This window comes from Zhenpiania hominis (assembly GCF_014333425.1).
In the GTDB taxonomy this organism is placed as follows: domain Bacteria; phylum Bacillota; class Clostridia; order Peptostreptococcales; family Anaerovoracaceae; genus Hominibacterium; species Hominibacterium hominis.
The window spans coordinates 61731-78654 of sequence record NZ_JACRYT010000002.1; the positions used below are offsets into that span (position 1 = coordinate 61731).

Genomic DNA, 16924 nt, shown 5'->3' on the forward strand with positions numbered 1-16924 from the left:
AGTATGCGCGTTTTTCCAGAAAATACAGGGAGTGCGTGGAATTTCCTAAATTCTAACAAACACTTACTTAAATTGACAATCTCGGAAGGACGTCTTATAATAAAACCAGGGTAATTATGAGGAAAAGAACATGGATAATACGATTTTTCACGAATTTGAGACAAACAGACAGTATACGGCGGATCGACTGGATGGCATATCCTCCGGAGTGAGTCTCTTCATGGTGTCGGACGAAATCCGATTTCTTTACTTTAACCGAGCCGCGGACGAAATGTTCGGCTATGAAAAAGGTGGTCTCCTTACTTTAACGGATGAGGATTCTCTATGCATTTTTCATCCGGATTATGTGGACCAGCTTTACCGTGAAATCATCTCCACTATGAGGGACAACCGACTCTTTCACTATGATTGCCGTATTCTTTGCCGCGACGGAACTTATCAGTGGACAAACCTTTCCGCGCAGCTGGTACAGCAAAAAGAAGGCGGTAAGCTTTATTTTTATTGTGTTCTTTCTCCGATTTCCGCTCCGCAGGATACATTGATAAGAGGCAGCCATTTTCTCATTGCCGCAGGACAGGAGATGGATCGGCAGATTCTCTGTGAGCAGATCGAAAAAATGGGAGGGACCTGCGAGCTGACGGAAAACGGTCCGGACGCACTGGAGCTTTTTTCCTCTTCGGACGAGGGACGATTTGATGGATTTTTTATTGGATCCAAGATGCTTGGAATGAACGGATTTGAACTCGCCAAGGAAGTCCGTTACAGTGCGCTTCCGGACGGCAAGACAATCCCCCTTATTCTGCTTGTTTCCGATGAAGACCGTGAAAACGCTGAAAACATCCGTGATCTTAGAATCGACGCGTTTCTGAGAAAGCCAATCCGGCGTTCTGATTTGTTTGCGCTATTGGTTCATCTGACCAAAAAGTAATTCACCTTTTGACTGCCTCCTTCATATAGAAAACTATATGGGAGGTATGGTATGAGTTATATGTCGAGGCTAAACCGGGATTTTCAGAAAGCTCCCCGCCTGGAACTCTCTGATGCAAGCCGCTATATTCTTATGAGCGATTGTCACCGTGGAAACGGTACAGCCAACGACAATTTTCTGAAAAACCGCAACATTTTAATACAGGAAGCTGCGTCCACCCTTATGGTATCACCGGCATCGAAATCAGCGGCCGCCAGCTTTCCTTAGTAAAATGGTCGCAAAAGGTCCGGGACGACATGACCCTATACGTCGCGCGCGAGGTTCTGGCAGGACCGATTTCCCTGGATTCCTGCATTTAAAAATGCTCTGTCCCAGGGACAAAGCATTTTTCTTTTTATATCACAATGCAGATGAAATATTCTTTTCCTTCGTCACAGATTTTCTGCAGAGACCGCTGCACCTTCACCCGGATATGTTCCGGAACTCCAGCCAGTTTGCTCTGCATCTGTTCCGCAACCATATCATAAAGTGTTTTTCCGAAAATGTTTGTTTCCCAGATTTTTTCCGGTTCATTTTCAAATTCTGTCAGAAGGTATTTGACCAGATCCTCCGACTGCTGTTCCGTCCCTACAATAGGAGCCACCTCCGTCGTGATATCCGTCCGGATAATATGAAGGCTGGGCGCCTTCGCGGTAAGACGAATTCCGCATTTGCTTCCCTGCCGGAATACTTCCGGCTCTTCCAGTGTCATTTCCGTCAGTTTGGGCTGCACGATGCCATAGCCTGTCGCTTCCACCTGTTCCATGGCTGTTTTCAGCTTGTCGTAGGATTTCTTAGCCGCCGAAAATTCCCGCAGCAGACGGAAGAACTCATAGTCATTTTCCACTTTTTCATCCATCAGCTCCTCGATCACTTTGTAGAACAATCCATCCGCCATTTTCACTTCCAGGACTGCCTGACCGGTCCCCAGATCCATATCCGTTACTGTGACAGACTTTATAATTTGACCGTCAGCAAGATTTCCCGCGGTTTTCTGTACATCTTCCGCATTCTGAAAAGAATCCGCCCAGGAGCGGACGGTTTCGATTACGGACGCTTTTAACCAGTGATCCGGTTCGAGACCTTCCATAAATCCTGGAAATTCAAAAGAAATTTCGCTGACCGGGAACTGGTATAAAACCTTTTCTATGATCCGATTCAGCTCATCACTGCTCATTTTGGCGCAGTTGACTGCCATAACCGGAGCGCTGTGCGTTTCCCGCAAGGCTTCCGCAAGCGCCTGTGCCTCCTCACTTTCCGGCTCTGTGGAGTTCACCAGTATAATAAAAGGTTTTTTCAATTCTTTCAGCTGGCGAATCACCAGATTTTCCGCTTCTTCATAATTTTGCCGCGGGATTTCCGTTGTCGTCCCATCCGTTGTAATGGCGATTCCGATGGTTGAATGTTCTTCAATTACCTTCCGCGTGCCCCGCTCCGCCGCCTCCTCAAAGGGAATCTTTTCTTCATCCCAGGGAGTTCCTACCATTCTGGATTTGCCGTCTTCCGCATAGCCCAACGCTCCCGGCACTAAATATCCTACGCAGTCCACAAGGCGAACCCGGCAGTTCATATTGCCCGGCATCTGCAAGTCAGCTGCTTCCGCGGGCACAAATTTCGGCTCCGTTGTCGTGATGGTCTTTCCGGATCCGCTCTGAGGCATCTCATCCAAAAGCCGTTCTTTGGCATACACATTTTTCATATTCGGCACTACAAGCAGATCCATGAACCTCCTTATAAAGGTGGATTTGCCCACGCGGACCGGACCTACGACACCTATATAAATATCGCCCTGGGATCTTTTCGCAATGCTTTCATAGATATTTAAACTTTCCAAAACAATAACCTCCCTGTGCCTTTGACTATGAATCAATACAGTATATTAGGGAGGTTTCTTTAATATTCCGTTTTTTTATTTTTCCAGCCGGCCTTCCAGGCTGAAGGTCTTTCCCGCCGTCACTTCCACATCGACGAGTTTTCCAGTCAGGTCCTGCGGGCCTTCAAAATTAATGAGTTTGAAGCCTTCGGTTCTGCCGCCCAGGGCCGCGCTGTTATTCTTGCTGGGGCCGTCCACCAGAACCTTGACGGTTTTTCCCACATAAGCGGCGTTCTTCCTGGCGGAAATTTCATTCACCAGTTCCACCAAACGGTTAAATCGCTCGTGCTTGATTTCCTCCGGAATCTGATCCTCATATTCCGCCGCCGGCGTTCCTTTGCGAATCGAGTAAAGAAAGGTGAAAGCAGAATCATATTCTACCTGTCTCACCAGATCCAGGGTTTCTTCAAAGTCTTCTTCCGTTTCCCCCGGAAACCCGGTAATAATATCGGTACTGATGGCAATATGGGGCACCGCCGCCTTTAGTTTTTCCACCAGCCGCAGGTAATCGTCCTTTGTGTACTTCCGGTTCATTTTTTTCAGAATCCGACTGCTGCCGGACTGAACCGGAAGATGAATATAGTCGCACAGCTTTTCACAGTCACGATACGCCTGAATCAGCTTGTCGGAAAGGTCTTTCGGATGAGAGGTCATAAACCGTATCCGCTCCAGCCCCTCTGCCTCATTCAGCCGATAGATCAGATCCGAAAAATCCGTTCCGTCTTCTCCCATGTAGGAATTGACATTCTGTCCCAGCAGGGTCACTTCCCGCACGCCATCCTCCGTCAGGCGGCGCACTTCTTCCAGAATATCACAGGCTTTTCTGCTCCGCTCTCTTCCTCTGGTATAGGGCACAATACAGTATGTGCAGAAATTGTTGCATCCATACATAATATTGACAAAGGCCTTGTGCCGGTAAAGCCGCTTTGCCGGCAGCCCTTCGATAATATCCCCGCCGTTTTCCCAGACATCGATGATTTTTTCTTTTTCACTGAGTACGGTCTCCAGCAATCTCGGAAATTCATGAATATTGTGGGTTCCGAAGATCACGTCCACCCAGGGGTATTTGCTCTTGATGCTGTCAATAATATGTTGCTGCTGCATCATACATCCGCACACGCAGACGGTAAAGTCGGGGTTATCCTTTTTGATGTGCTTCAGCTGTCCCAGGGTTCCGAAAAACCGTTTATCCGCGTTTTCCCGGACACTGCAGGTATTGATCACAACCACGTCCGCTCCATCCCGTTCAGGAGCCTGAGAAAATCCCATCTCCGACAACATCCCCGCGATGGTTTCCGAATCATGTTCGTTCATCTGGCAGCCAAAGGTCGTAATATGATAAGTTTTAGTCCTGCTCATGCTTTTTCTCTCTTCCCATGAGCAGATCCACCGTATCCTTTGCCGCTGTCGTTCCGTTAATGACATTGTAAAGCTGTTCGGTAATCGGCATCTCCACCTGCTCTCTCTTTGCCAGGTCATAGGCCGCCTCAGTGGTAAACATACCTTCCACGACCATTCCAACTTTCTTTGTCGCCTCTTTTGGATCCATTCCCTCTCCGATCATAATACCGCAGCGCCGATTCCTCGAATGCATGCTGGTACAGGTTACAATCAGATCCCCGACGCCGGTAAGACCCGCGAAAGTCGCCGGATCCGCACCCAGTTTCACACCAAGGCGCTTGATTTCCGCAAGGCCCCTTGTCATCAGGGCCGCCTTGGCGTTGTCTCCAAAGCCCATTCCGTCTGAAATTCCAGCACCCAGAGCGATAATATTTTTCAACGCGCCGCCCAGTTCCACGCCTACAACATCCTCTGTGGTGTAAACCCGGAACCGATCCGTTATAAAGATATCCTGAACTTCCTCTGCCAGCTTCAAATCCTTAGAAGCCACCGCCACGGTAGTCGGCAGGTTCCGGCCCACTTCTTCCGCATGGGACGGACCCGACAGAGTTACATATCTGGCGTCCGGTAGTTTTTCAAAGGCAATTTCCGACATTCGCAGCAGCGTTTTCTGTTCGATTCCCTTTGCCACATTCACCAGGATCATATCTGAACGCAGATATGGCTCCGCGTTATCAAGAGCGCTCCTAAAATGCTGCGCGGGAGCAGAAAAAAGAACGACATCCGCGTCCTTCAGGGCCTCCTGCAGGGTCTTCGCAATCCGCAGATTGGAAGGAAAGGGAATTCCCGGAAGATACCGCACATTTTCTCTGTTTTTTCCAAGCTCCAGAAGATGGGTCTCATCCAGATCCCATATTTTTACCTGATGTCCTTTTCCGCTAAGGGTAAGGGCCAGGGCCGTACCCCAGCTCCCTGCTCCGATCACACCGATATTCTTCATCTTCTTTCTCCTCACTTAAATATACTCATCTTTGGTTCTTCGCCTTTAAAGAGCCTCGCTATGTTGCTTCTGTGTTTCACAATAATCAAAATCGCCAGCATACTGCCCAAAAGTACAAAATCCGGTTCCAGGAATTTGCACAGGACAGGAAACAGCAACGCCACGACAATTGATCCGACAGACATCCTCTTAGAGATCAGCACAACAATAATGACAATTGCCAGAGCGGCCAGCGCCAGCAAAGGATTCAAACCCAGCAGGGCGCCAAAGGCCGTCGCCACGCCCTTTCCGCCCTTAAAGCGGTAAAACACCGGCCAGATATGTCCCAGCATAGCCGCCAGAACACAGAACATCGCGCACAGGTGACCGCATACTAAGTTTCCAAGAAGCACCGCTACTACGCCCTTCAGCACATCTACGACCAAGGTAATGGCTCCCGCCTTTTTTCCCATAACCCGCAGCGCATTCGTCGTTCCGGCATTTCCGCTTCCTTCACTTTTAATATCAATTCCCTTTGCTTTCGCAAGCAGGGTGGAAGGCGAAATATTTCCCAAAAGATAAGCGATGATCATCATCCCCAGAAAGGCCGCTCCAAAAGGCCCGTCTGTGCCTCCGATTATACCAATACTAGGCATCTTCCTTATCACCTTTCTCTCTGAATACAAATTTGATCGATGTTCCTTCAAAACCGAACCCTTCTCTGATTTTATTTTCCAGATATCTGGCGTAAGAAAAATGCATCAGATCCCGATCATTAATTTTAAAGGAAAACAGAGGGGGTTTGATTCCAATCTGTGTAGCATAGTATATTTTTAATCGCTTTCCCTTGTCCGCAGGAGGCTGCTTCATCATCGTCGCGTCTACAATCAAACTGTTGAGCTGTCCGGTGGAAACTCGCATAGCGCGGTTTTCGGCAACTGCCTTTGCAGCCTTCAAAACTTCCCATACTCTCTGATGTTCCAGTACGGAAATAAAAACGGACGGCGCGTAGGACATAAACGTCAGCTCCGCGGCAATGTCTTTACGGAAGTTTCTCATTGTATTCGTTTCTTTTTCAATGGTATCCCATTTGTTTACCACCACTACAATACCTTTTCCCGCTTCATGGGCCACTCCCGCGATTTTTTTATCCTGCTCGGTGATGCCCTCGCCGGCGTCGATCATCAGAAGGCAGACATCGCACCGCTCAATAGCCGCAATGGCCCGGATCACGCTGTAACGTTCGATATCTTCATTTACTTTGCTCTTTCTACGGATTCCCGCTGTATCGATCAGCACATATTTCTCTCCGTCCCGTTCAAAGGGCGTATCGATGGAATCTCTGGTGGTTCCGGCAATTGGGGATACAATTACCCGCTTTTCCCCCAGGAACTCATTGATCAAAGAAGATTTTCCTACATTAGGCTTTCCTATAACCGCGATTTTCACCACGTCTTCATCCTCAACTCCCGCGCCTTCCGGGAAGTTTTCCACAATCCGATCCAGCAGATCTCCCAGCCCCAGCATATTGGCGGAAGAAATGGCAATAGGTTCTCCCAGACCCAGCTCGTAAAAATCATAAAAATCATCGGGAAGCTGTGCCTTATCCACTTTATTTACAGCCAGGATTACGTTTTTCCCCGTCTTCATCAACATCATAGCCACTTCCCGATCCGCTGCCGTCAGCCCCTCCTTTCCATCTACCATGAAAAGAATCACATCGGCCGCGGCCATCGCTACTTCCGCCTGTTCACGCATCTGAGAGAGAATGATATCCTTGCTGTCAGGTTCGATTCCGCCGGTATCGATCAACGCAAAGGATACGCCGCACCATTCTGCCTCCGCGTAAATCCGATCCCGGGTTACACCGGGCGTATCCTCTACAATGGCGATTCTCTCTCCCACCACTTTATTGAAAAATGTGGATTTGCCCACATTCGGCCGTCCCACTACCGCCACAATTGGTTTACTCATCGAATATTCCTCCCGCGAATTCTTTCGGATCGAATTCCTTCAAATCTTCGATCCCTTCGCCCACACCAATAAACTTCACTGCCATATCAAATTCATCGGCAATCGTTATGACAATTCCGCCTTTCGCGGTTCCATCCAGCTTTGTGAGGACGATTCCTGTAATATCCGCACTCTCGTTAAACTCTTTTGCCTGGGACACCGCATTTTTTCCTGTAGTCGCGTCCAGCACCAAAAGGTTTTCTCTAGCTGCCTCCGGATACTCTCTTCCGATTACCTTATTCATCTTTGTCAACTCGTCCATCAGATTCTTTTTGTTCTGCAGACGTCCGGCGGTATCACAGATCAACACATCGATATTTTTGGCCTTTGCCGACTGAATCGCGTCAAATATGACCGCGGAAGGATCCGCGCCTTCTTGGTGCCGAACTACATTTACGCCGACTCTCTGTCCCCAGATTTCCAGCTGTTCCCCAGCTGCTGCCCGGAATGTATCGGCTGCTGCCAGCATGACGCTTTTTCCTTCTTTTTTACATTTATACGCAATCTTTCCGATGGAAGTTGTCTTTCCTCCGCCGTTAATACCGATCATCAGGATAATCAGCGGCATGTCCTGGCATAGCTTGTGCCGCTCTCCTTTATCGATCAGACCTGCGATAATTGCTTTTATTTGTTCCTTTACCTGCTCCGGTTCACGGATCCGCTCACTCTTAATATCACTTCTGAGCTGTTCAATAATATGCATGGTTGTTTCCATACCGATATCGGAAGTAATCAGGACCTCCTCCAGATCGTCCAGCAGGTCTTCGTCAATGGTCGGCCTTGCTAAAATAACATCCCCGATCCGCTCGGACAGTCTCCCGAAAAATCCTTTTTTCTTTCCAAATTTCATATCCTGTTTCTCCTTTCCTATCCGTCAAATCCGTCCCCCAGGTTTAGGGAAAGGACTTTGGAAATTCCTTGTTCCGGCATTGTAACACCGTAAAGTACATCCGCATATTCCATCGTTGTCTTCTGATGGGTTACCAAGGTAAACTGTATATTGTCAAAGGTTTTCAAATATCTTGCGAATCGCTCAATATTGGCGTCATCCAGCGCCGCTTCCACTTCATCCAATATGCAAAATGGCGTCGGCTTTGTCTTCAAAACTGCGAACATAAGGGCGATGGCCGTCATCGTTTTTTCCCCGCCGGAGAGCAGATTGATGTTCTGCAGTTTTTTCCCTGGAGGCTGCGCAATAATGGAAATTCCTGATTCCAACGGGTTGGATTCATCATCCAGCTGCAGCTGCGCATGCCCTCCGCCAAACAGATCGGAAAAAATTTGTTCAAAATATAGGACTGCCTGATCAAAGCTTTCTTTAAACCTCGCTTTAATCGTTTTGTCCATATCTCTTATAATCTGTTTTAAGCTGTCCATCGCTTGCAGAATATCTTCCCTCTGGCCGGTTAAAAAGGCGTAACGTTCCCGAACAGTCTCGTACTCGGCAATCGCTCCGACATTCACTTCTCCCAGTTCTTTCATTCTCGCCTTAATACGCCGATTTTCTTTTACAGCAGGAGACATCGCAAAATCCTTTTTCTTGAATTCGATAGCCTGAATATAGGAAACCTCAAAGTCCTCCCACAACTTTTCTTTATAGGAGTCCATCTGAGCTTCGCTGCGCGCGGATTTCACCTCCAGCTCATATTTCTGATCCTGACAGCTCCCTACCTGTCGCTCCAAAGCCTCTTTCTCGGAAAGGAAGGTTTCGGCATCCTTGGCGGCGTGCGCCTTTTCTTCTGCCAGATCCTGAATATAGCCCTCAAGATACGCTTTTTCCTGCTCTTTTTCTTTTACAATCGATGTCAGTTCCGTGCTGCCTGTCTCCAAACTTTCCTTCTCGCCCGCCAGGTGCTCTGCCTGTGACTCTTTTTGCTGTATCTCAGCTTCCAATTCACGGATAGTCCGATGTACCCGCTCTGTCATTTCTTCGGCGCCTGCCTTTCTGCTTTCGCAGGCTCCCGCTTTAATCCGCAATTTTGTAATTGCTTCGCTGAGCTTCTCCGCCTCTTCCTTTTTCGCTTCGTGCTTCAGAATCTGAGTCTCCGCGTCTCGCTCTCTTTCCGCAATTTGCGCCTGATCGCCTTTTATCTGACATTCCAGTTCCCGGATCATTCTGTCCGAAGACTCCTGCTCGCTGTGAATACTCTCCAGTTCCTTTTCCCACCTTCCGCTGTGTTCCTTAAAATCACTCAGAGAATTTTCCAGCACCATGTATTCATTTTTAATGGAGGCCAGATCGATTTCCAGACTCCGCGTTCTTTCTTCCTGGCTGGCAATCCGCAGCCGCGCCTCCCTGGCTGCAGTCTGCAGTTCTTCCAGCTTTCGGCTCCCGCGCTGTTTTTTTTCTTCCGCAAGAGTCAGCCGCTTTTCCAGCTCCCCAATTTCCGCCTTCCTCTCCAGAAGGTTCGCGGTCTTATTTTTATAGCGTCCGCCGGTAATGGCCCCTCCCGCGTTAATAATTTCACCTTCCAAGGTTACAAAACGCAGACCCGCCGCCTTTTTGGAAAGGCGCACCGCATGGTCCATTCGGTCTACGACTACCACTCTTCCCAGAAGATATTCCATCACATTCCGATACGCGGGGGCAAATTCCACACACTCTGTAGCAAGACCCTGAAATCCCGGTTCTCCCCGCAGAACTTCCGCCTGCCCGTTTCGGCCTCCCCGAATCGAAGAAACAGGAAGGAAAGTCAGTCTTCCCGCCCGGTTTTCTTTCAGCCTGGCAATGGCAGTCTGAGCGCTTTTATCGTCTTCACACACAATATTCTGTAAAGCCGCTCCCAGGGCTGTTTCAACAGCGGTTTCAAACCCTTTCGGGACTTGAATCAATTCTGCGACCGTTCCGAAAATTCCCGAGAGACCCGCTTTCATAATAAAGCGTACAGCGAAATTATAACCTTCGTAGTTATGTTCCATTTCCTCAATGGTTTTCTTTCTTGAAGAAAGCTGTCCAGTCAAAACGCGAAGTTCTTCCAACTCCCCGGCTAAACGCTGTTCCTCCGCCGCTCCTGCCGCCTGCTTTTTCTGGCTTTCGCTCAGATCTTTTCTCATCTGCTCCAGTTCTTCTTCTTTTTCTTTTCGCTCCGCCCGCAGTCTGCTCAGTATATCCAGCGTGTCTCGGCTGCTGTCCTCTCCCCGCTTTTTTTCTTCGCTCACTTGTTTTTTTCTGCGTTCCAGGGTTTCCTTCAGATTTTCCAGACTTGCCGCCTCTGCTTTCTTTGCGTTTATACGGCTGTGCGCCTGAAAAATATCGTCTTTATACTGTTCCGCTTGTTCGGCCGCCATAGACATTTCTTCTGTAAGATCCGTATATTGCCGCAGATTCTCCCGCAGCTGGTCCTGGATCTGTTCCAATTCTTTCTGCGCTTGCGCACAGGCGTCCTTCACGCTGTATGCGTTTGCTTTTTCTTTTTTCAGTTTTTCTGACAGAGACTGAAGTTCTCCGGCAATCCGCTGTCTGCTGCTGTCAATGGTTCCCAGGCGCTCCTGATTAATTTGGTCTCTGCTGATCAGTTCGTTGATCTCCCCGGTGCTGCGCATCAATTTTTCCCGGCTTTCATCCAGCAGGTTCTGAAGATTGTCGCTCTTCTTCCTGGATTCCGCCAATTTTTTATCCGCAGAAGCTTTTTCATTCTGAAGGGATTCCAGTTTTGCGTTTTTTTCCGCCAATTCCGCGTTCAGTTCCCTGTTCCTGGCTTCCAGAGTCTCGATATTTTTTAGAGTAATATTAATCTCCAGTTCCCGGTTTCTGTCCCGAAGTTCTATGTATTCCCTTGCCTTCTCGCTGTCTTCTTTCAGACCATCTATTCTGCCTTCAATCTCACCAATAATATCATTTACCCGCTCCAGATTGGACGAAGCGGCTGTAAGTTTACGCTCGGATTCTGCCTTTTTGGTCCGATACATGACAATACCGGCAGCCTCTTCAAAGATCTCCCGTCTGCTTTCCGTTTTATTACTGATAATATCTGAAATTTTTCCCTGTCCGATCAAAGAATAGCCGTCAACGCCGATACCCGTATCCATGATCAGTTCCCGAATATCCCGCAGCCTGCAGGTGTGGTTGTTAATGGAATATTCACTTTCACCGGAACGGAACATTCTTCTTGTAATCGCCACTTCTTGATACTCAATCGGCAAAGTGCCTTCTGCATTATCAATTACCAGCGTCACCTCAGCCATACCTCTGGACTTTCGGCTCGCAGTACCGGCAAAAATCACTTCTTCCATCTTTCCGCCCCGCAGCATTTTCGGGCTCTGTTCTCCTAACACCCAGCGGATGGCATCGCTGATGTTACTCTTGCCGCTGCCGTTCGGTCCGACAACGCAGGTAATCCCCTGATGAAACTCGATCGTAACCGGATCCGCAAACGACTTAAAGCCATGCATCTCAATCCGCTTAAAATACATCCATACCCCTTTCTATCGCGTCCTTGGCAGCATTCTGTTCCGCCACTTTCTTGCTCTTGCCGCTGCCTCTTCCCGCAGTCTTTCCGCAGATCTCCAGCCTTACGGAAAATCGTTTGTCATGATCCGGACCTTCTTCCTTTTCCAGCGCATAATGGATATCCAGGATTCCGTTCCCCTGCAGATGTTCCTGAATTTCTGATTTGTAGTCCCGATTGCTTAACTTTCCCTCTCCCGCCGCCTGCAGAGAGTCCTGGAAGATCCGCAGGACAAAATTCTGTGCTTCCTCATATCCTCCGTCCAGATAGATCGCGCCAATTACCGCTTCCATTCCATCCGCAAGAATCGAGTCCCGATTGCGGCCTCCGCTTTTTTCCTCTCCCCGGCTGAACAGCATATGCTCACCGATAGAAAGCCGCCGACCCGCCTCTGCCAGAGAGCGCTCACATACAATTGACGCCCGCGCTTTCGTCAGATTTCCCTCCTCCGCGCTGGGCAGCCGCTTGTACAATGCCTCGCCAATAATCGCATCTAAGAATGCGTCCCCCAAAAATTCCAGGCGCTCATTGTCATACAGCTTACTCTGCCCATTTTCCTTCACATAGGAGCTGTGGGTCAGCGCCTTATCGAGAAGCTGCCTGTCGTTAAACTTATATCCGATTACTTCTTCAAATTGTTTTCTATTCTTCACCGGCTATAATCTCCTCCAAATCCGCAATCGCAGTTTTTATTACAGCAACCACATTATTTTCCGCATAGGGAATTCCCTTGAGAATGGTGTTTTTGACTGCTTTCGCATTGGAAGAACCGTGCATTTTGATCATCGCTCCGTCTACGCCCAGGATCGGCGCGCCGCCGTATTCCGAGTAATCAAATTCCTCTTTCAGCTCTCCCAGTTTGCTCTTTAGGAAAATAGCCCCGATTTTTGCCTTCACCCCATCCAGGAATTTTTTCTTAATCAGTTTCAAAATATTCCAGGCAAGACCTTCCGTCAGCTTGAGAATTACATTTCCCACAAAGCCGTCGCAGACAATGACGTCACAGACACCGGTGGGAAGTTCTCTGGCTTCCACATTGCCAATAAAGTTGATCGGCGCCTGAGAAAGCTGCCGATAGGCCTCCTTTGTTACACTGGTTCCCTTACCTTCTTCTACGCCCAGGTTTACCAAGCCAACCTTCGGATTTTCGCGTCCGAGAACCTTCTCCATATAAATACTTCCCATGGTTCCGTATTCCAGCAGATTGTGGGGTTTGGATTCCGCGCTGGCCCCCGCGTCTACCAGAAGCCCCGCCTTTCCCCCGGCGAGCGACGGATAAACACTGGCCAGGGCCGGCCGGTCAATACCATTGATTCTGCCCAGAATCATCCGTCCTCCCACAACCTGTGCGCCGGTATTTCCCGCTGAGACGAACAGATCGCCCTGTCCTTCCTTCAGCATAGTGAGCCCCTTAACAATCGATGAATCTTTCTTCCTTTTAATCGCTTTTACTGGGCTGTCCTCATTTGTGATGACCTCTCCAGCATGGACTACTTTAATTTGTTCTTCATTATACTGGTATTTGTTCAGTTCTCCGCGAATTGCGTCTTCTTTTCCTACTATATAAATTTCATGGTTCATTTCCGCGGCAGCTTCCACCGCTCCCTTTACAATTTCCGCAGGAGCATGATCCCCGCCCATGCCGTCAAGTATTACTCTCACGCTATCCTCCACCTTACTCTTTGCTGTTTTCTAAAACTGTATTTTTGTGATCTTATAATTTTATCATAATACGCAGGGCTTTGCAATGCCAAAAAAACGGGGCTGCATACACCGCGCGAACAAATCCCTCAATTTTTCCATCCAAAGCCGCAGCGCGCGAACAAATTGCTAAAAAGGAAAGAAAAACTGCCTTTTTCTCCAGAAATACCTCCCAAACTGCAGTTTCGCGGCCTGATTTCCGAGAAAAAACCCCCAAAGCACCCCTTATATGGAATATTTTTACTAAATCGCGCAATTCTTTTTTCAAAATCATCGCTAATGTTCGCGCGTAGCCACCGCCGCACCCGCTTTTCATGCAAAACCATGCGCGTCCCAACATGCACAGCTGCTATTCCTTCCAGGCTCCGGCTACCGCCTCTGCTACCGCGTCGGCAACGCCCGGATGAAAAGCGCTTGGAATGATGTATTCTTCGCACAGTTCATCTTCCGTAATGATATCGGCAAGAGCGCGGGCCGCCGCAATCTTCATATCCTCGGTAATCCGCTTTGCCCGTGCCTCCAGCGCGCCTTTAAAGATTCCCGGAAAGGCCAGTACATTGTTAATCTGGTTCGGAAAATCAGAACGTCCGGTACCTACGATTCTGGCGCCGGCTTTTTTGGCCAGATCCGGCATAATTTCCGGCTCCGGGTTGGCCATGGGAAACACGATTGCGTCTTTCGCCATTGAGGCGATCATTTCCTCATTCACAATTCGCGGCGCGGATACACCAACGAATACATCCGCGCCCTTCATCACGTCTGCCAGCGTTCCTCTCACCAGATTCTGATTCGTCATCCTCGCCAGTTCTTCCTGCGCGGGATTCAGTCGATCGTCATCTTTGGCCAGCACTCCAATCTGGTCGCAGACGATGACGTCTCCCGCTCCCGCCGCCAGAAGCATTCTGGCAATCGCAGTTCCCGCGGCTCCCGCTCCGTTAATTACAACTTTCACGTTTTTCCATTGCTTCCCCGTAATTTTCAGCGCGTTCATAATCGCCGCGGTTACCACAACCGCCGTTCCATGCTGGTCATCATGAAATACCGGAATATCTACCTGTTCCTGCAGCTTGCGCTCAATTTCAAAGCAGCGCGGAGCCGCGATATCCTCCAGGTTAATGCCGCCGAGCGTAGGCGCGATATTCTTAGCGATATTTACAATCTCATCTACATCCTGAGTTTCCAGACAGACAGGGAAGGCGTCGATCCCGGCGAATTCTTTAAACAGCAGGGATTTTCCGTCCATAACCGGAATGGACGCCAGTCCTCCGATATTGCCCAGTCCGAGCACTGCGGATCCGTCGCTGATGACTGCCACGGTATTGCTCTTATTCGTATACTTATATACATCTTCCGGGTTTTCATGGATTTTCCTGCAAGGTTCCGCTACTCCCGGCGTATAGGCCGTGGACAAATCATCCTTGTTTGTCACTTTCACCTTGCTGGCGACTTCCATCTTCCCCCTGTGTTCTTCGTGCATTTTCAGCGACTCTTTATAATAATCCATGGTTACTCCTTTATTTTTTCCAGGAACTCTTCAGTCCTACAATTTTGTTGAATACTTTTTCGTTTTCGTTGGTCAGCTTGGTGTCAGCGATATAGTATCCGTGGCGGAAGAACTGGAACCGCTCTCCCGGCTGAGCCTCCATAACCGACGGCTCCGCGTATCCCCAGGTTTCGTTCAGGGAATCCGGATTCAAAATCTGTTGGCCTTCTTCATTTTCAATCATCAGGTAATCGTAGTTGCGGATTTTGATTTTCACCGCGGTCTTGGCGTCTACCCAATGAATGGTGCCCTTTACCTTGCGGCCTTCAAAACCGCTGCCGCTTCTGGTCTGAGGATCGTAAGTACAGTGAAGCTCTTTGATGCTCCCATCCTCATTTTTGATCACTTCATTGCAGGTGATAAAGTATGCCCCTTTAAAGCGCACTTCGTTTCCGGGGAACAGGCGGAAGTATTTTTTTACGGGCTCTTCCATAAAGTCGGCGCCGTCCACATACAGTTCTCTGCTGAAGGGAACCATACGGCTGCCCATTTCCGGCACTGCCCGGTTGTTTTCGATTTCCATTTCCTCGGTCTGTTCTTCCGGATAGTTGGTAATTACGATCTTGATGGGATCTTCCACCACATTGCGGCTCTCCACCTTTTCCTTCAGATCTTCTCTTACACAATGCTCCAGCAGCGCCACATCCACCGTGCTGTTGGCTTTGGACACGCCGATCCTCTCGCAAAAGTCCCGAATGGATTCCGGCGTATACCCTCTGCGTCTGAGTCCCGCGATGGTCGGCATTCTCGGATCATCCCAGCCTTCCACGACACCGTCGTCCACCAGGGATTTCAGATGGCGTTTGCTCATCACGGTATTGGTCAGATTAAGCCGCGCGAATTCGATCTGCTGCGGAGGCGCCTCCCATTCCAGTTCCTTCAGGACCCAGTCGTAAAGAGGTCTGTGGTCCTCAAATTCCAGGGTACAGATCGAGTGGGTAATGCCCTCGATGGCGTCTTCAATGGGGTGCGCGTAATCATACATCGGATAAATGCAGTATTTTCCGCCCGTATTGTGATGCTCTGTATGGGAAATGCGGTAGATGACCGGATCCCGCATGTTGATATTGGGAGAAGCCATATCAATCTTTGCTCGCAACACCTTTTCCCCATCCTTGTATTTCCCCTCTTTCATCTCTTCAAAGAGCTTCAGATTTTCTTCTACCGAACGATTTCGGTAAGGGCTTTCCTTTCCCGGCTCCTTGAGCGTTCCCCTGTATTCGCGGATCTGATCCGCGTTCAGGTCGCAGACAAAGGCGCTGCCTTTTTTAATCAGCCGCACCGCGAATTCATACATTTTATCAAAATAATCGGATGCCCAGAGACGTTTGTCCCATTGGAAACCCAGCCATTTTACATCCTCTTCAATGGCATCGACATACTCCATATCCTCCTTAACCGGATTCGTATCGTCGTACCTCAGATTGCATTTGCCGTGGTATTTTTCTGCCGTGGAAAAATTCAGGCATATGGATTTCGCATGCCCGATGTGAAGGTATCCGTTTGGTTCCGGAGGAAACCGGGTATGCACTCTGTCTCCATATTTATGGCTCTGCAAATCCTGATCGATAATATTATGAATAAAATTTGACGCGCCTTCTGCCGCGCCCGCTGTTTTGTTCTCTGTATCTGCCATAACGTTTCCTCCTAAGTATTTCTCCGTCTGTGAAATGATATATCTATTTATTATATCCTATGTAAGGATGGAAATGCAATGAAAAAGGAGCCCCCTCAGCTCCTTTTTCGCAAATCTTATTTATTTCTTTTCTATGGACGGCGCACTCAGAAGCAGCGTCTCTGTTTCCGGTGCGGAAAGTGTCAGCGTCTGCTGTATTTCAATCTGGGCATTCTGACCGGTGTACGCAGGATGCTGGTGCAGCGCCTCACTTCCAAGTCCTGTAACGCCTACTGCCAAAAGCATCGTAAACGCCGTCGCCATTACTACGGCTTTTTGCTTCATACATTTCCCCTTTCCCTTTTTCTTGAATTAACCTTTTATCCCTTTTGTAGTTTTTATTATAGAGAACAAATGTGTCAGTCTTTTGACGAAAATCTTAAG

The 16924-nt window shown here is 48.8% G+C and carries 15 protein-coding genes; 2 read left to right on the forward strand and 13 right to left on the reverse strand.

Features of this window, described 5'->3' with window-relative positions; genetic code table 11:
- Positions 1–130 precede the first annotated feature (130 nt).
- Entirely contained in the window at positions 131–928 is a 798-nt protein-coding gene (locus tag H9L42_RS03105; RefSeq protein ID WP_187301988.1) for a PAS domain-containing protein, read from the forward strand.
- A 51-nt stretch (positions 929–979) separates the two neighbouring features.
- Positions 980–1195 (forward strand): hypothetical protein, encoded by a 216-nt coding sequence (locus H9L42_RS03110; protein WP_187301989.1) that lies wholly within the window; start codon positions 980–982, stop codon positions 1193–1195.
- A gap of 127 nt (positions 1196–1322) precedes the next feature.
- Here H9L42_RS03110 and spoIVA read toward each other — a convergent pair whose 3' ends face one another.
- The 13 genes from spoIVA to H9L42_RS03175 form a co-directional block, all read right to left on the reverse strand.
- Entirely contained in the window at positions 1323–2801 is a 1479-nt protein-coding gene (gene spoIVA, locus H9L42_RS03115) for a stage IV sporulation protein A (protein WP_187301990.1), read from the reverse strand.
- Between the two features lie 75 nt (positions 2802–2876).
- Complete coding sequence (gene miaB / locus H9L42_RS03120; protein WP_187301991.1) at positions 2877–4199, reverse strand: tRNA (N6-isopentenyl adenosine(37)-C2)-methylthiotransferase MiaB; 1323 nt, start codon at positions 4197–4199, stop codon at positions 2877–2879.
- Complete coding sequence (locus tag H9L42_RS03125) at positions 4186–5181, reverse strand: NAD(P)H-dependent glycerol-3-phosphate dehydrogenase (protein WP_187301992.1); 996 nt, start codon at positions 5179–5181, stop codon at positions 4186–4188. Before H9L42_RS03125 ends, miaB begins: the two co-directional genes overlap by 14 nt.
- Positions 5182–5192: 11 nt before the next feature.
- On the reverse strand, positions 5193–5816 hold the full coding sequence (plsY, locus tag H9L42_RS03130) for a glycerol-3-phosphate 1-O-acyltransferase PlsY (RefSeq protein WP_187301993.1): 624 nt from the start codon (positions 5814–5816) through the stop codon (positions 5193–5195).
- Complete coding sequence (gene der, locus H9L42_RS03135; protein ID WP_187301994.1) at positions 5809–7134, reverse strand: ribosome biogenesis GTPase Der; 1326 nt, start codon at positions 7132–7134, stop codon at positions 5809–5811. The genes plsY and der overlap by 8 nt, the downstream gene beginning before the upstream one ends.
- Positions 7127–8023: a signal recognition particle-docking protein FtsY gene (ftsY, locus tag H9L42_RS03140; protein WP_187301995.1), complete on the reverse strand. Its 897-nt coding sequence runs from the start codon at positions 8021–8023 to the stop codon at positions 7127–7129. Before ftsY ends, der begins: the two co-directional genes overlap by 8 nt.
- A 17-nt stretch (positions 8024–8040) precedes the next feature.
- Positions 8041–11586, reverse strand: a complete 3546-nt coding sequence (gene smc / locus H9L42_RS03145; protein ID WP_187301996.1) for a chromosome segregation protein SMC — start codon at positions 11584–11586, stop codon at positions 8041–8043.
- Positions 11576–12274, reverse strand: coding sequence for a ribonuclease III (rnc, locus tag H9L42_RS03150; RefSeq protein WP_187301997.1), 699 nt, complete (start codon positions 12272–12274; stop codon positions 11576–11578). Before rnc ends, smc begins: the two co-directional genes overlap by 11 nt.
- Positions 12264–13283 carry a phosphate acyltransferase PlsX gene (plsX, locus tag H9L42_RS03155; RefSeq protein WP_187301998.1) on the reverse strand — a complete coding sequence of 340 codons (1020 nt, stop codon included), beginning with the start codon at positions 13281–13283 and terminating at the stop codon, positions 12264–12266. Before plsX ends, rnc begins: the two co-directional genes overlap by 11 nt.
- Positions 13284–13335: 52 nt before the next feature.
- Positions 13336–13662 (reverse strand): hypothetical protein, encoded by a 327-nt coding sequence (locus H9L42_RS03160; RefSeq protein WP_187301999.1) that lies wholly within the window; start codon positions 13660–13662, stop codon positions 13336–13338.
- 9 nt (positions 13663–13671) lie between these two features.
- On the reverse strand, positions 13672–14826 hold the full coding sequence (locus H9L42_RS03165; RefSeq protein ID WP_187302000.1) for an NAD(P)-dependent malic enzyme: 1155 nt from the start codon (positions 14824–14826) through the stop codon (positions 13672–13674).
- Between the two features lie 10 nt (positions 14827–14836).
- Positions 14837–16501 (reverse strand): glutamine--tRNA ligase/YqeY domain fusion protein, encoded by a 1665-nt coding sequence (locus tag H9L42_RS03170; RefSeq protein ID WP_187302001.1) that lies wholly within the window; start codon positions 16499–16501, stop codon positions 14837–14839.
- A 120-nt stretch (positions 16502–16621) separates the two neighbouring features.
- Positions 16622–16825 (reverse strand): hypothetical protein, encoded by a 204-nt coding sequence (locus tag H9L42_RS03175; protein ID WP_187302002.1) that lies wholly within the window; start codon positions 16823–16825, stop codon positions 16622–16624.
- Positions 16826–16924 lie beyond the last annotated feature (99 nt).